This is a genomic window from Photorhabdus heterorhabditis, assembly GCF_018448905.1.
Lineage (GTDB): Bacteria > Pseudomonadota > Gammaproteobacteria > Enterobacterales > Enterobacteriaceae > Photorhabdus > Photorhabdus heterorhabditis.
The window spans coordinates 50,642-67,559 of sequence record NZ_RCWA01000002.1; the positions used below are offsets into that span (position 1 = coordinate 50,642).

The 16,918-nt window shown below is 44.4% G+C and carries 9 protein-coding genes; all 9 read left to right on the top strand.

What is annotated here, in order from left to right:
- Positions 1-171 precede the first annotated feature (171 nt).
- The gene (locus tag EAE89_RS01480) at positions 172-1,479 is read left to right on the top strand and encodes a hypothetical protein (RefSeq protein WP_214085257.1); all 1,308 of its coding nucleotides are present in this window, start codon (positions 172-174) and stop codon (positions 1,477-1,479) included.
- A 729-nt stretch (positions 1,480-2,208) separates the two neighbouring features.
- Positions 2,209-3,501 carry a hypothetical protein gene (locus EAE89_RS01485; protein ID WP_149616379.1) on the top strand — a complete coding sequence of 431 codons (1,293 nt, stop codon included), beginning with the start codon at positions 2,209-2,211 and terminating at the stop codon, positions 3,499-3,501.
- A 207-nt stretch (positions 3,502-3,708) separates the two neighbouring features.
- Positions 3,709-3,855 carry a hypothetical protein gene (locus EAE89_RS01490; RefSeq protein WP_161804198.1) on the top strand — a complete coding sequence of 49 codons (147 nt, stop codon included), beginning with the start codon at positions 3,709-3,711 and terminating at the stop codon, positions 3,853-3,855.
- A 690-nt stretch (positions 3,856-4,545) separates the two neighbouring features.
- Complete coding sequence (locus EAE89_RS01495) at positions 4,546-5,859, top strand: hypothetical protein (protein ID WP_054475290.1); 1,314 nt, start codon at positions 4,546-4,548, stop codon at positions 5,857-5,859.
- A gap of 121 nt (positions 5,860-5,980) precedes the next feature.
- A complete protein-coding gene (locus tag EAE89_RS01500; RefSeq protein ID WP_054475220.1) occupies positions 5,981-7,237 on the top strand; it encodes a hypothetical protein in 1,257 nt (418 codons plus the stop codon).
- Positions 7,238-8,016: 779 nt separating this feature from the next.
- A complete protein-coding gene (locus tag EAE89_RS01505) occupies positions 8,017-12,465 on the top strand; it encodes a C-type lectin-like domain-containing protein (protein ID WP_214085258.1) in 4,449 nt (1,482 codons plus the stop codon).
- A complete protein-coding gene (locus tag EAE89_RS01510; protein WP_054475218.1) occupies positions 12,458-13,741 on the top strand; it encodes a hypothetical protein in 1,284 nt (427 codons plus the stop codon). Before EAE89_RS01505 ends, EAE89_RS01510 begins: the two co-directional genes overlap by 8 nt.
- A 15-nt stretch (positions 13,742-13,756) precedes the next feature.
- Positions 13,757-14,413, top strand: coding sequence for a hypothetical protein (locus EAE89_RS01515; protein WP_054475216.1), 657 nt, complete (start codon positions 13,757-13,759; stop codon positions 14,411-14,413).
- 4 nt (positions 14,414-14,417) lie between these two features.
- On the top strand, positions 14,418-16,892 hold the full coding sequence (locus EAE89_RS01520) for a pentapeptide repeat-containing protein (protein ID WP_054475215.1): 2,475 nt from the start codon (positions 14,418-14,420) through the stop codon (positions 16,890-16,892).
- Positions 16,893-16,918: the final 26 nt, after the last annotated feature.

Consider the following 16,918-nt stretch of genomic DNA (forward strand, 5'->3'; position numbering starts at 1 on the left):
AATATTTACCTAATTAATTCTCATGGTAATTATTTTTCTGGCATACCTATTGTTGAAGTGACTATATCCTTACCGGTAGTGATAGCAATAGAGACTTTGGAACTTGGTTAGATGGATAATTGAGATATGAAGTTATTCTAAATACATAAATGTGAACTCAGGAGAATTTTCATGGAAAAAATAAGAACGGTTGCTGAAACTTTGGCAATATTACATCAGAATCATCATCTAATTGGTGTAGAACGGCAGCCAAAGCAACTTAAGACCTCCGACTTTGACGGAAAGGTAATATTCTCTAACGATCCGAAGACAGCGACTGTGCCGCCTGCATTTTTTACAGTGCAAACGATACAAGAGTTGAAGGCATTCGGTGGTGTACCTGACAGTCGATATGGCCCTGGAAAAATGGAATCTTATCATCCGTTACCTGAACCGTTTTCTGCTGAACGACTGGCAAACGTCTCGGGTAATCATATTGATTTGCGTAAAGCTTTTAGCGCCTATATCTATGGTGATTCTGCTTTGGTTAAAGATTATGAAGAAATGCTTAATGTTAAGCGTTTTCCGATGAAAGTGGCGTTATATAGTGGTGAGGAGCTCACGATTACCGCAGATAATCCATTGATTATTGAAGATAAAGAATATTGTGGTGAACCGGTTGTTTTGGTGTACAACCAGATAACCATTGAATCGGAAGGCAAAGTTATTTGCTACACCAATGGTAGGGTTGAAGCGAATGTCATCCAGGGGGTTGGATTTGGCCCACAGAACTTTGTCAATAAAGGGCGAGATGGAGCAAATGGTATTGTTGGTACAGGTGGTGTCAATGGCGTTAGTGGTGTTAGAGGTCAATCTGGTTATGAGAATAAAAATCGCTGTATAACTCAGCCTACATCAGGTACTGATGGAACTCACGGTTCTCCGGGAATGAATGGATCGGATGGCCAACCCGGTCAAGGGGCGGATAAACTAATTATCACATGTGCTGAGGCACGTGGGGTGATTTGTTTGCAGTCTGAAGGAGGGGATGGGGGTGATGGTGGTCATGGTGGTGATGGGGGCTATGGGGGAGATGGTGGTGATGGGGGTTATGGTAGTATGTATAGTGGTCGTCGTCGTATTGCTACTAGCATACTGTGTAATTCTGGGTATGGAGGGAATGGAGCAGATGGAGGGGATGGCGGTAATGGCGGTAATGGGGGGAATAGTGGAGATGGGGGTAGCATAGAATTTAACTATTCTGCGGGTTATCCACAAATTAGTTATTCGGCAGAACCTAGTTCGGCGGGGGCTAGCGGTAGAGCGGGAAGGGGGGGAAAAGGCGGTGATGGTGGTGACTCGTGGTGTAATATTGATGATAGAACTAAAAACTTAAGTTGTTGTGGAAAGCCGGGTATAAAGGGTATTGATGGAAAGTTAGGGGAGTCTGGGGAGCCAGGAAAAAAGGGGCAGATATATATCAACGGCAAATTGCGTTAACATTCCGTCTCCTAAATACACACTGTTTGGAAACGAGTAAGTTCGGGTTTTTTAATTTAAATCCTATTCATAATTTTATTGTTTAATAATATCGATAGGTTTCTATCTTGTGGTGATTTTTGAAAAATACAATCATGCTTATTGTTTTTATTTGTATTTTATAATAATCATTGGGGTAAATATAGAATGGAGGTTTTTGATAATACCTATTAAAAGGTAGTGATGCATCATGGAAATATTCTTTTTAATTAATGAAAAAATGGAGAATTGCATTAATATCTTAAATTGTGTCATTTAAATGTTGCATCCGATTGCTTGCTGTAAAGTGAATAAATACTTGCCTAATTAAGTTTCATAGGAATTATTTTTCTGGCATACCTGTTGCTGAAGTGTTTACATTTTTTGCCAGAAAAAATTGATGTCTCCGTTATGGCTAATCTGATAATTAGCTAGGGGTAATATTCTGGCTATTAGTAATTTAGTACCGCAATCGGTCGTGATAGCAGTAGATACTTTGGAATTTGACCACATGGGCAGCTGATATATGAAGTTATCTTAAACGTATATACCCAATAGATTTCAAGATGCATCGCGACGGCCAGGGAGCGAATCCCCGGGAGCATAGATAACTATGTCATAGATAACACTGTGACTGGGGTGAGTGAGTGCAGCCAACAAAGAGGCAACTTGAAAGATAACAGGTATAAACTTAAACTCAGGAGAATTTCCGTGGATAAAATAAGAACTGTTGCTGAAACTTTGGCAGTATTACATCAGCATCACCATCTGGTTGGTATAGAACGGCAGCCAAAGCAACTTAAGACCTCGGATTTTGACGGCAAGGTAATATTCTCTAACGATCCGAAGACCGCGACTGTGCCACCGGCATTTTTTACGGTACAAACCATACAGGAGCTTAAGGCGCTCGGAGGTGTACCTGACAGTGAGTATGGCCCTGGCAAAATGAAACCCCATCATCCGTTACCGGAACCGTTTTCTGCTGAACGACTGGCAAATGTCTCGGGTAATCATATTGATCTGTGCAAAGCTTTTAGGGCCTATATCTATAGTGATTCTGCTTTAGTCAAAGATTATGAAGAAATGCTTAATGCTAAGCGCTTCCCGATGGAGGTGGCGTTATACAGTGGCGAGAAAATGACTATCTTCTCCGATAATCCATTGGTTGTTGAAGATAAAGATGATTATGGTGAGCCGGTTGTCTTGGTGTATGACCAGATAATCATTGAACCTGGAGGTCAAATTATTTACCGCACTAATGGTCGAATCGAAGCTAACACGATTGTAGGGAATGAAAATACGGGAAAGGAGAATGTTGTCAATAGAGGTAGTAATGGTGCCGATGGTCTTGATGGTGCATCAGGAAATACAGGGGCTGATGGCAGCAATGGTAAAGATGGTAAAGATAGTAAAAATGGCTGCTTAATTAACGCCACATCAGGTAATGATGGAGCCAACGGTTCTGTCGGAGGATTAGGAGGGGATGGTGCAGCGGCTGGAAATGCGAATGACCTGACTATTACTAGTCAATCTCTTACTGGAACAATAAATGCGGCAACGATAGGTGGTAACGGTGGTAATGGTGGAAGAGGCGGTCTTGGGGGGCATGGGGGTTATGGGGGTAATGGAGGTAATTGGGGCAATGAAACAATCAAGTGGTGTTCTGCTGGGGATGCAGGAAATGGGGGCAATGGAGGAGATGGAGGGAATGGAGGCAGGGGGGGTAAAGGTGGGGACAGTGGTAACATATATATTAATTACTCTGACGGTAGTCCAGTACTTCAGGTTATGTCAATTAATGGTCTTGGTGGGGAAGGTGGGAAGGCCGGTTGGGGAGGAGTGGGGGGTGATCCTGGAAATAGTACCAGAATATTCGGTGTACATGGTTTGCAGGGAGACTATGGTAAAGATGGTCTTAAAGGAGAATTTGGAGATGACGGTAACACCGGCAAAATACATGTCAACGGTCATGAACGGGAATCTGATCGGAAACTTAATCGTTAGCGGTGTAGCAATCAGACGGGTCTGAACGACTATAAATGCGGGGAAATGGGGTCAGATCTTGGTTTTGCTTATGTTCAAGTGGTTTACATTATTAATTACTGAATACTTATTGGGTCTGCCCTTGCTTGCTTGGCTTCGTTTTTGCCACTCAGGTTTTACAAATGTTCTGGATATGAAGCCAGTTTCGCATTGGTTCCCGGATAATTAATGGCGATTGTTATCGGCGTGGCAATAGTGCCCGTTGCTCAACGGATGCCTGCTTATGACCTATTAAATAATATCTATACCTGTTATCTTTCAAGTTGCCTCTTTGTTGGCTGCACTCACCCGGTCACAGAGTTATCTATGACATAGTTCTCTATGCTCCCGGGGATTCGCTCCCTTGCCGTCGCGATCCATCTTGAAATCCATTGGGTATATAGGTTTCTATCTTGTGGTGATTTTTGAAAAATATCATCGTGTTTGTTATCTTTTATTTGTATTTTTTAATAATACCTAATGAGACAAATATAAAATTGAATTATTTAATTGGCTCGTATTAAAAGGTCGTGATGTATCACAGAAATATTCTCTTTAATTAATGAAAAAAGAAGGGAATTGCATTAATATTTTAAATTGTGTCATTTAAATATCGCATTCAATCGCTTTTTGCAACGTGAATAAATGCTTGCCTAATTGATTATCATAGGAATTATTTTTCTGGCATACCCGTTGTTGAAATACTTATATCCTTTGCCAGAAAAAATCGATGTTTTCACTATGGTTAATCTCGTGATTAGCCAATGGCAATATTCTGGCTATTAGTAATTTAGTACCGCAATCGGTCGTGATAGCAGTAGAGATTTTGGAACTTGACCAAATGGGCAGCTGATATATGAAGTTATCTTAAACGTATATACCCAATAGATTTCAAGTTGCAGTGCGGCGGCAAGTGAACGCATCCCCAGGAGCATAGATAACTATGTGACTGGGGTAAGTAAACGCAGCCAACAAAGCAGCAGCTTGAAAGATGAAGGATATAAACTTAAATTCAGGAGAATTCCCGTGGATAAAATAAGAACTGTTGCTGAAACTTTGGCAGTATTACATCAGCATCACCATCTGGTTGGTATAGAACGGCAGCCAAAGCAACTTAAGACCTCGGATTTTGACGGCAAGGTAATATTCTCTAACGATCCGAAGACCGCGACTGTGCCACCTGCGTTTTTTACGGTAAAAACCATACAAGAGTTGAAGGTACTTGGAGGTGTACCTGACAGTGAGTACGGCCCTGGCAAAATGGAAGCCCATCATCCGTTACCGGAACCGTTTTCTGCTGAACGACTGGCAAATGTCACGGGTTATCATATTGATTTATGCAAAGCTTTTAGGGCCTATATCTATAGTGATTCTGCTTTAGTCAAAGATTATGAGGACATGCTTAATGCTAAGCGTTTCCCGATGAAGGTTGCGTTATACGTTGGTGAAAGAATCACTGTTACCGCAGATGCACCATTGGTTGTTGAAGATGAAGATGATTATGGCGAACCCGTTGTCTTGATATATGACCAGATAATCATTGAACCAGGAGGTCAAATTATTTACCGCACTAATGGTAAGATCGAAGCTAATACTGTTGTAGGGAATGGCAGTAATGATAAAAAGCAGAGCATTATCAGTAAAGGCTCTGATGGAAACGATGGTTTGGAAGGTGAACAGGGAAGTAATGGGGTGAATGGCAGCAATGGTGAGATGGGTTCAGATAATAAACACGGTTGCGCTGTTGCATCCACACCGGGTACTGATGCAACTGGCGGTTCTTCAGGAGCACAAGGGATGGATGGCAAAAGGGCTGGAAGTGCAAATGACGTAGTTATTAATGTTGACATTTTTACTGGGGTAGTCAATGCGGCATCGATAGGTGGTAAGGGTGGAAGGGGTGGATATGGCGGTAATGGCGGTAACGGAGGGAATGGTGGAAATGGGGGATATTCAACAAGCAAATGTAATGCTGGATGTGGAGGAAGGGGAGGTAATGGCGGAAATGGAGGTAATGGAGGGAATGGGGGTAAAGGTGGGGACAGTGGTAACATATATATTAATTTCACTCAGGGTCAGCCAGTAATTAATGCTTTGTCATATAGAGGTGATGGCGGTAATGGAGGGGTCGGTGGTAAGGGAGGAATAGGCGGAGTAGGTGGGATAGGTGGTGCTGGTAATGGAGGATTAGATACTAGTGGTCATCCCGGAGTATCTGGTGAAGCTGGTGCTGATGGAGAATCCGGTAGTGACGGTATTTCTGGCAAGGTATATGTTAACAATAATGAACGGCAGCATAGCAATAATCAGGCTTTAGACTGGCTTGAAGACTATAAATAAGGGAAATGGGTTCATATTTTCCGTATCATTTGTGGCAAGGTTTACTTGCGACAACGAAGGTGTGTTCATAAATAACTCTTTTTTTATCGTTATATACCCACTTAAACTCAGGAGATTTCTTATGAATAAAGTAAAAGTTATTGCTGAAACTTTGGCGGAATTGCGTGAACATTATCGTCTGACGGGTATAGAACGGCAACCAAAACAATTGAAGACAGCGGATTTCGGTGGATCGGTCATATTTTCCGACGATCCGAAAATAGCTACTGTTCCACCCGCATTTTTTACCGTACAAACGATACAAGAACTGAAAAGATTAGGTGGTGTGCCTGATAGTGATTATGGCCCTGGAGGAATGGAGCCGCATCATCCATTGCCTGAACCTTATTCTGCTGAACGGCTGGCGAATGTCACGGGTAATCATGCCGATTTATGTAAAGCCTTTAGTGCTTATATCTATGGTGATTCTGCTTTGGTCAAAGATTATGAAGATATTCTTAACGCTAAGCGTTTCCCGCTGAAAGTTGCACTATATGGTGGTGATAGCATAATTATTTCTGCGGACAAGCCATTGATCATTCAAAGTCGAGATAATCACGGTGAACCTATTGTATTAGTTTATGAGCAGATAACGGTTGAACCTGGCGGAAAAATTATTTATCGCACCAATGGGGCTGTTCAAGCGAATACCATGACGATGGTTAGCTCTTTGGGTTCAGATAGTGATCCGACCAATATTATTAATCGGGGCAGTGATGGAAATCATGGCGGCAATGGGGCGAATGGAACTGATGGAAAGACCGGTGGTCATGGTAATGCTGGACAGGATAACAAAAGCTCCTGTGCAAAGGCCGCAACGTCGGGTACTAACGGGGCTTATGGTACAGATGGTAGTGCTGGAAGCAATGGCGAAAATGGCGGCGGCGCAAATGATATTGTTCTAAAGATTGCTTACCTCACCGGCACGGTAAACTTAGAATCGACAGGCGGTAATGGTGGTAATGGCGGTACTGGTGGTAAGGGTGGAAGAGGAGGAAATGGGGGTAACGGAGGTGGCTCCACTTCTTACTGTAGTGCTGGAAGAGGAGGGAGTGGCGGTAATGGAGGTAAAGGGAATAACGGGGGCAATGGAGGCAAAGGGGGAGATGGGGGTAATATTTATGTTACCTATGAGAGTGGTAGCCCTGTCTTTAATGCTAAGTCTGCGGGTGGGATGAGGGGGGAAGGGGGTTATGCTGGTTACGGTGGAGGCGGAGGCTATGGTGGTAGCGGTTCTCCTAGTGGTAGCAATGGCAAAATTGGTGCATCGGGTAACGATGGGCTTGCCGGAGCAACTGGTGTTAAGGGTTATGTGTATATTAATGGAGAACGTCAGTAATGACCCGAGACGCTCTCATAGAGAAATTATGTGAGTGGACATTCAGATTTGTTGCACTCACATATTAACGGTTAAACAAAGAGATAATAGTCACGATAGTTCTTATATTATGGATAATAAGGGAGATATTACCCGCCTGTGATGACATGCGGGTAATAGTAAAATAAATATTTCATTTCATGGTTTTCTTTATATTTATAAAATAATAATAAGTTCAAGTTTGGTAAATGTATTTAAATGTTTTATTTGTTGGTTTAAGGTGAGAGTTTATTCTAAGAATATAGGATATATAATGTATAACATCGATTTAACTTACGGTTTTTTCTTGATTTATATTTATAATTTCATTATGAAATAATCGCGTTCTGTTTGTATCAGGTTGTTATTTGATTGAAAATGCACTATTCCACGTGGCAGATTTATTTTACCATGGTGATATTATCTAATTCTATAGGTTTTAAGTTGGGATAATGAATTGGTATACATTAAAAAATTGTAATGTATCACAGAAATATCTTCTTTATTTGATGGAAAAAATTGAGAATAACATTACTATTTTATTGATGGAATTTAAATGCCACATTTGATCATTTTACATAGAGTGGATAAATGTGGCATTTAATTAATTCTAGGTATTTTTGGTTAATAAATAGGCTTTTGAAGAGATATATTAATTTTCATGGGGATTATTTATTTAAATTTTGTGATCAAATGATTTATACGGTTATTAAGAGTTTCTTGTGATACCGAAAATAATTACTTATAGAGATAAAATTCAAATGAAGACACATACTTTACATTTTGATTTAGCTCAAGGTCATTTACGTACCCAATCCAGTCAATTGAGTCTCTGGGTGGGTGAATATAATATACCGTTGCAAGAACATGATGAGTCAAGTTTAGCTAAGGCGGCTGGCGAGAATCCGGCAATAGATATGGTTCTGCGCTACGGTTCACACAATATTAGCCACTTTGCGGAAGTACCCGAACACTATTTTTTACCTCATCACGTTACGCTAATTAAAGTGGTTGGTGATAAATCTGGGCCTTATCGCTCTTCATTACCGGTTCTTTATCATCTTTCTTATCATATTCCCAATGCTCATTTACATCGTTATGCCAAACGTAACATAGAAAAACTGGCCGTAAATAATATAGAGATGGCTTTGCCGGGTAAACTTAGTGCTCTCGGTGTTAAAAGCCAACATTTAGCGCGAAATTCTATTGATTGCGGCGATTTGTTGGTTGCGACTAATGAAATGAAAACTCCGTGGGATGTTGCCTGCTCTGTTGTGTTTTCCCATCCGGAATTGTCTAACAGTCAGGCTTATTCGGCATCAATTGTTATGAATGCACATATTGCCCCACCGGAGGCAATAGACCCACAGCAATATAACCGAGTTTATGAACTGGCTATATCAATATCGAGTCAGGGACCCGCGACAGAGATAGGCGGTTTTGCCACTTATGGTCAATTGGTTGCCCCTGATGGCAGCGCAATGTTCTATGAGTTTGACTGGGTGGGTCAAGACGGACAGGTGATTTTCGCCGAAGGTGATCCGGTGATGCAATATAACCTATCGGATGAAACGGGGAATTATTCAGGCTCGCCAGCATCTAATGCACTGAAAACTTCGCATAATGATGATCGACTGCAAAATCATAACTGGAGTGTCAGCCAAAGTGCATCTATCGATATTACCGAGTTCAAAGATCAAACTTCCGCATTAGCTGTTAAGCGAGATACTAATCAAATTTGGACCGCCACTAACCGTACTCCCAATCACGGGATGGATGTATACGCCGACAGCATCCGTTACGATCCCGGCCAAAATTATTTTTCCATTGACTTTAAGAATAAATATTTACGTCAGCTTGGTGTTTATATTCAATTCTTTAAAGACACTCAAATGGAACAGCCGATCGATAATCCAACGGTTGATGGTGATTGGCCGTTTTATTTCCCTAAAGAGCTGGCGGCATTATTTGAAACGCCATCACAAAAAGCTCTTGGTGTGTTGGCTAATGTCAATACGATCATGGGGATTCCGATGCCCACTGATCCCACTAAATTTGGCTTGCCTTGGCCGGCTGAAGCTCAGGCGGCTAAATTCTTGTTTGGTGGCTTGGGAACTTCCCGCTGGGAAAATCCGATTGTCTGGCCGGGTGTGATTTTAACTGGCATGTTCCAGTACGGTATTCCAGCCCTGATGATGTTGGCTGGCGCCGCAGTGACCAATAGTCAGTGGTATAAAGATTTTATTTCTAATAAGGATAACGTTGCCATACTGGCAGGCATTGCTTTCCCGTTGATTGGTGGTGGTGCCGCGGTTGGTTCAGCGTTATTTAATACTAAAAAAGTGCTCACCAGTTTAGCCAGTATTGCCATTGGTATTCTGGCTAAAAAAGGGATGGAAGCATTAGCCGCTTATGTTACCGCCAAGATAGCCGCTAGTGCAGCCGCTCAAGCGGTTCCGGTGGTGGGTTGGGCATTCCGGCTTGCTTCAATTGCGCTGGATGTTGCGCAGATTGCAGTGACGACGGGGGAATTGCTTTCCACACCAGCTACCTTGGAAGTGGATATCAAGCGTCAGATGACGTTGGCTTTTACCCTGCATCCCGATCCTGCTCATGGTGAAGTGGGGCGCCCGGAAACCGCGATTTGGCCGCCGGTGGGAGTACAGTGTCAGGTAACGGTCGAATATACCAACGGCACCTATTACACCCAGACGATTCCATTACCTACCACCGGTTCCAATACCCCGCTATCCTTTAATTTCCATTCGGTTGGCTGGGGTGGAACCCTGAAAATCAAGGCGAATGTTTATTCGGCTACTGGCTGGTTAGCGGGGAGCTACGCCAGTGAGCTGCTAAATGCACAACCAGGCGACCCCAATGAAGGCATTATGCGCGTCAGTGGCATTATAAAAGAGATGTTAGTGCCTCTGACTCAGGTGACTCAATACGAATATTGGGAACAGTTGTCTTACGATAGCGATAAAAAAGAGTATCAGTGGATTGAAGGCAGCGTGCCGTTGGAAACCCAGTCTTCAACCAATTGTAGCAATGTAGGTAATAACATCTGCAAGCTGGTCAATATGACAATCCTGAATTCAGATTATCAGGTTGGTTATTGCTATCAGGCTTCCGGTCAGGATATTCCACTGGAAGATCCATTAAGTCCACCCAATAGCGGCCAGATGTATGTGCTACAAAACATTTCCACTTTGAGCAACGACACGCTGAATGAGCGTCTGAAATTATCCGAGGTGGGTTTCAAAGTACAACCCCTGATCAGCTATAACAGCTTTGGCGAAGGACCGGACAACAAAACTATCACGCCTTACAACTTTATTATTGATTCACGATTTGGCGAATATCACTTGCGTCGGGTCGATCTGCGTGACGGCAGACATGATTTTGGTTTAACGGATAATCCGCTGTCTTGGGGAACTTTCACGATTCCTCATCTGGATGCAATGGTGGTTCATCCGAGTGGTTATGTTATTGCGGTCAGTTGGCAATACAGCAAGATGCAGATTCTGCCGTTGGGAGATCAGGGTTACCCGGATGCTCAGGCGCCAGCAGCCCAGATTGTCTCTGGAGAAGGGATTCGACAAGGGCTAATGCATGGGCCAATTGCCCTGACTGTCACGCCAGATGGTCGCATCTTATTACTGGAAACAATCAATACCCGTGTTCAGGCGTTTGATACTAAAGGCAACCCATTTCCAAGTTTTCCAGGGGCAACACTGTTTAAACTGGCTACTGCTGAGTATCAGGCAACACTGGATGCTCAGGTGTTCTCTCCAGCATTACAACAAGCATTCCGTGAACAAGGGCTGACATTCCTGTTTAGTAACAGTGATCCGAGCTTTATACATTCACTCAATACTGGCGTACTGGATGAGCAGATTATTGCCACCTTTGCGCAAGATGGGATCTATCTGAGTTATAACCAGACCACAGACGGTAATATTGACCCAGTTGGCAGCACAACGGTTGACGTGATACAGCAAGGGCAGAGCTGGTTGGTATATGACCCGCAAAAACCCGCAACTTACACGCTAACTGCTCAGGGACAAACAGTATCCGTCTATAACGATTTGAGTAATGTGCGGGTTATCGCTATCGGTCAAGGTGTTAAATGGCAAATTGATGATCTTGCCGGCGCCCGTTCCTGGCTGTTAACCCTTGATGCAACGAATCCTGTTGAAATTACAGTGGCTGATTATTTGGCTTATATGCCACTGAATAAGCCAGCGGGAATAACTTATCTGGATGTTGCGGTTGAATCTAAGGGATATATTTACATTCTGTCATACCGTAATGAAGGGCGCGATCCAACGGATTATATCCTCGATATCTATGAGCCTAGCGGTAAGTTCCTAGTCACTGTCCCTGATTCGACACTGGTACCTGATCCGACTAAACGTCAGCATATTGTTGCCGCGCATCTGGCGATAGATTCATTCCGTACCTTGGTGGCAATGAATTACGGCAAGATCCTAGGGGAAAATCAACGGACCCAGCCACAAATCAGCCAATGGACGCCGACTACACCGATATTCGATCTGGGTATCGATCAATTACCGATATTCCAGCAACACGATATGGATAAAATCCACGCAGTTTTTGCGGAGAACAAACACCCTCTTAGTCATCAGGCAACTATCGAAACTATCAATAACAATGGTTATTTCATCATTACAGATGTTAATACCCGTTACCCGGTCATTTGCACAGTAGATAGCGATAATTTGCAGATTATTTCTGTCTACAGTTTCTCGGAGATAAATATGACATCAAGAAATTATAGTTCAGGATTTAAAGCGGTCTTGCAGTTATTAGGTCTCTCGGAGAGTGATGTAACGGAGAAAGTTGTTATTCCATCTTCGTCGCAAGGCTCTTTACGGCCTAACGACCCACAGTCGTTGGCTCCTTCTTACCAGTCAAACGTGCCGTCGGCAACGGAACTGTTGGCTATTTCTGGCATCCCCCCGGTTGAGGCACCGATAGCATTTCCGGCAGCCATTGATGTTTTTGCGATTGGAGAATTGGTGATTGCTAATGGTGAGATTTTGGAAATTAGCAGCCCAAATTCACTGCCGATCGTGGTAGCAGTAGACACTCTGGTGATTGAACCGGGTGGGCAACTGATATGTGACGCTAATGTGATCCTAAACGTACAAACTTATATCCAAACTCAGGAGAATACCCATGAATAAACTGAAAACAGTTAACGAAACTTTGGCTATGTTGCGTGAGCATTATCATTTGACCGGTACCGAGCGGCAGCCAAAACAATTGAAAACTTCGGACCTTGACGGGCCGGTAATATTTTCTAACGACCCGAAAATAGCCACGGTGCCACCCGCGTTTTTTACTGTACAAACCATCCAAGAGATGAAGGAACTTGGCGGGGTGCCTGACAGCGAGTATGGACCAGGCGGAATGGAACCGCATCATCCGCTACCTGAACCCTATTCAGCTGAACGGTTGGCGAATGTCACCGGTAATCATGCTGATATATGCAAAGCTTTCAGCGCTTATATCTACGGTTATTCTCCTTTAGTCAAGGATTATGAAGATATTCTGAATGCTAAACGTTTTCCGATGAAAGTCGCGTTATACAGTGGTGAAGATATCGTTGTCACTGCAAGTAACCCATTGATTGTAGGAAGTAAAGAGAGTCACGGTGAACCTGTTAACTTGGTGTTTAATAAGATAACGATTGAACCTGGCGGTAAGATTATTTATTTGACCAACGGCACGGTTGAAGCGAACGAAGTCGTCGTAATTAATTCCCCAAACCCATATCCATCCCCGGGTGATAATGATGGCCCGAACATCGAAAATATTGGCAGTAACGGAGGTGATGGTGGGGGCGGAAACAATGGCGCCAGTGGAAGAGACGGCAGCAATGGTAGCGCTGGTAAAGATAATAAAAATTCCTGTGCAACGTCGGCTACCAATGGTACCGCTGGTGGCAGTGGTACTGACGGGGCTGGCGGAAGTGATGGCGAGAAAGGTGGGAATGCGAATGATGTTAATTTTAAAACAGGTACCCTTAGTGGCTTTGTGAATATGCTGACGCAAGGTGGTAATGGCGGTAACGGTGGTAACGGTGGGAATGGCGGCAGCGGTGGAAAAGGCGGGAATGGCGGCGGTTCTACCGACAACTGTAATGCTGGAAATGGTGGTAATGGGGGAAATGGCGGCAACGGGGGTAGAAGTGGTAACGGCGGTAATGCGGGTGACGGCGGCAACATCTATTTTACTTACCAGGAAGGAGGAAGTGCGACGTTCCAAGCTAGGGCGGTTGGCGGTAACGGTGGTAAAGGCGGCAACGGTGGTTCTGGGGGCGCTGGTGGCGCCGGTGGTTCTGGTGGTAAAGGTAGTAGCGGGGGTAGCCCAGGTAAGGGTGGTTCATCGGGGACTACAGGCGCTGCCGGAAAAGCAGGTTCTATCGGTGCAATTTATATCAACGGCAAAAAACAATAACCGCAAGGGGGAGTTATGGTCGCAGATATTCAAATTTGGGGTACTAACGGCGTGAATGGCCCTGATGGGGCCAATGGTGCTGATGGCCAACGGGGGGCTGATGGTCAGAATGCTTCTCGTCGTGAGCCAGCCACTGCCGGTAGCCCTGGTGGTGATGGTCAATCTGGTCAGAGTGGACTGGATGGTCAATCAGGTTCTGGCTGGTGGTTTGCCCTGCGTTGTACGCATTTTGACGTACAGAGTGTAGTACGTATTAGCAATAATGGCGGTAATGGTGGTGATGGTGGCATAGCGGGTTACGGTGGCAATGGGGGGGATGGCGGCAATGGTGGCCGTGGTAATTCATCATCGTCAGGCAAGCCGGGTGGTGTCGGTGGTAACGGTGGCAATGGTGGAAATGGCGGCAATGGAGGTAATGGCGGAGATGGAGGGCATGTTTGGGTCAGATATATCCAGACTAGCTTACCAAAACCGGTATCTGCTGCCTCTAATGGCGGGAATGGAGGATTCGGGCAGCCCGGTGGTGCTGGGGGGATAGCTGGGCGCGGTGGGGTAAATGGTGATGGTTCACATGCAGCCGATGGAGAATATGCTATTGGCGGTATTAGCGCCAGCGGTGGTCAGGCTGGGAGAGTTGGAAAGGTTTCTGTAAATCAATTGCTGCGAGGATAATGACATGAGTGAATCCAGATCTTTTGCTGGCAAATGGCAATTTGCAGCGCCTTCTGGCCAACTGATTACTGTTCAGGCGGATGGTACGCTTAACCTGTCAGCCAAGCAATCCGGGGCGATAAATCAAATGATTAATGCTTATGGCATGACTAACTTTTGGTTACAGGCTGGCAATGGTCAATACTTAGCTGCGAGCGGCAATACTCCTCAAGCTAATCAACCGCGCACTGGTACGGTTGCGGAGATCCGGTTGGAAGAAGTAGGAGGATCTGGATTTCGCCTGCGTCGTATCAGTAGTAGTGGTGACCGCTATTTGGTGGCGCAACAATCTGGGCTGACTTGGCAGGCAGTCACTAGCAGTCCGCCCCTGTCAGCCCAATTTACTCGTACTATCGTGACAAAGGACCTGGAATTTCTCAAAGAATGGGGAGCCATGGGAGCCGATCTGCGTTTTGCTTATCTCGCCGAAGAGAATTTGAATGAAATGGTGATGATGGCTGTCGATTTGTCTAATGCCGACTTGCGCGGTTCGACATTGCTTGACGCGGATTTAACGAATGTCAAAGTTGATGATTGTAATTTTGGTGGTTGTGACTTAAGTAAGACTGATCTAACGCATATTCATGGTAAAAATGCGCTTTTTGAAAAGTGTCTCGTCGGTAGTGATACCAATATGCCTGACGCTGAGCTACCAAACGCCATTTTCCGTGGCTGTAAGAGCAGTGGTGGTCAACCGGTATTGAATCGTCTAAAAGCGCCCGGTGCGGATTTCTCTGGCGCGTTGTTACCTTCGGTGATCATGGAGAATGCTGATTTATCTCAGGCGAATCTGGTTAATGTTGATCTCAGCGGCGCCAGTCTGGCTTCCTGCAACTTTACCGGGGCGATCATGACGTTGGTGAATTTGCAAAATACCACTTTGCAGACCTCGAATTTTAGTCAAGCAACGTTAGTAGGGACTGATTTTACCGGGGCGAATATCAATCATGTTAATTTCAGTAGCGCTAATCTGACCAACGCCCGATTATCGTTAACTACCGGTTATAGTCAGCTTAACCTCAGCGACAGTACCTTATTAGCGACGGTGTTGACAGAGATGAACTTGGTTGATGCCACGATTACCGCTAAAACGGATTTTACTCAGGCACAGATGGATGGCGTTAATCTGAGCAGCCAGAATCTGGATCAAGTCATATTCCTGATGGCGTCGATGAAAAAGGCAAATCTGGATTCTACGTCACTGAATGGCGCAGTTCTGGTCGGTGCTAATCTGGCTGGTGCCACTGTTCTGGGGAATGTCTCTTTAGTTGGTGCGAATTTGTCTAATGCGAGTCTGGAGAACGTCAATTTAACTGGCGCTCAATTTGGTGCTTTATCCACAGTGACACATTTGGATGAAGCCGATGCTCAAGCGCTGGATAATCAGCAATTGCCTGAACAGTTACGTCAAATGTTGTATCAGGGGAAGGTATTAGTTAATGGTCAGGCAGTGGTGTTGGTTCGTCAGCCGGGTCAGAGCTGGCTGGTGGAACATGACGGTAAACCGTTATTTATTCACTATCAGGATGGGCAATTAAACGTTGCTCAAGACAGTGGTGGTAATGCAGCAATTCTTGCCAATACATTTATGCCTAATGCCATTCTGACAGGCGCTAATCTGTATGCGGTTGATATGTCCGGCGCTCATTGGTACGGCAGTAACGCCAGAGCCGATAACGCTAATTTAGAACAGGTCAATTTGTCGAATGCTAACTTAGCGACGATGAATTTTACTCAGGCACGGTTATATGGTGCGAATTTGTCCTATGCTAATCTGGTGAATACTGACTTCAGCAAGGCAATGTTAGAACCAACCCAAGGTCTTAAACCAGCATCGCTGGCCTTTGCTTCAATTCAAGGCACTATTTTCACGGAAGCTAAATTGACCGGGGCTAATCTGACTAATGGCGCAGTGGCTTTACCGTTTGAGGAAGCAGGCAAAAAGCTGACCGGTGTGCCTTTATTCAGTGCGGCGCTTGAGCTGATGAGTTCATTAGATAATGGCGCGGTTTCAAAAGAGTTGCGTCAGGTATTTACTGATAACGGTTACAGCTTGTTATCTAATGCCAAAATTATCGAAAAGCAAAATGATCAATATTGGATTATCTCCAATCAACCGCCAGATACTGACCTGAGTTACCGGGGATATTGTAACTTTATTGTGATTCGGGTGAGTGAAGTCGGCAATAACCATCTGCAAGTTTGTGGCGGAGCACCATTACGTATCATCCGTACTGCGGCTGATAATACATTACAACCGATTAATGTTGCTTTTGGGGTGACAATTGATATCACTCAGGCAATGGATGGAGCCACCACTTGCCCAAGCGGTTTGCGCTATCAGTTACTCAATACGGGTATCAGCTATCAGTCATTGATGACGCCGGGATTGCCCCCTCATCCGCCGAAATGTATTCCCAGCCCGACGACTTGGTGTTGATAAGTAAGCACGATGATCTAGCAAAC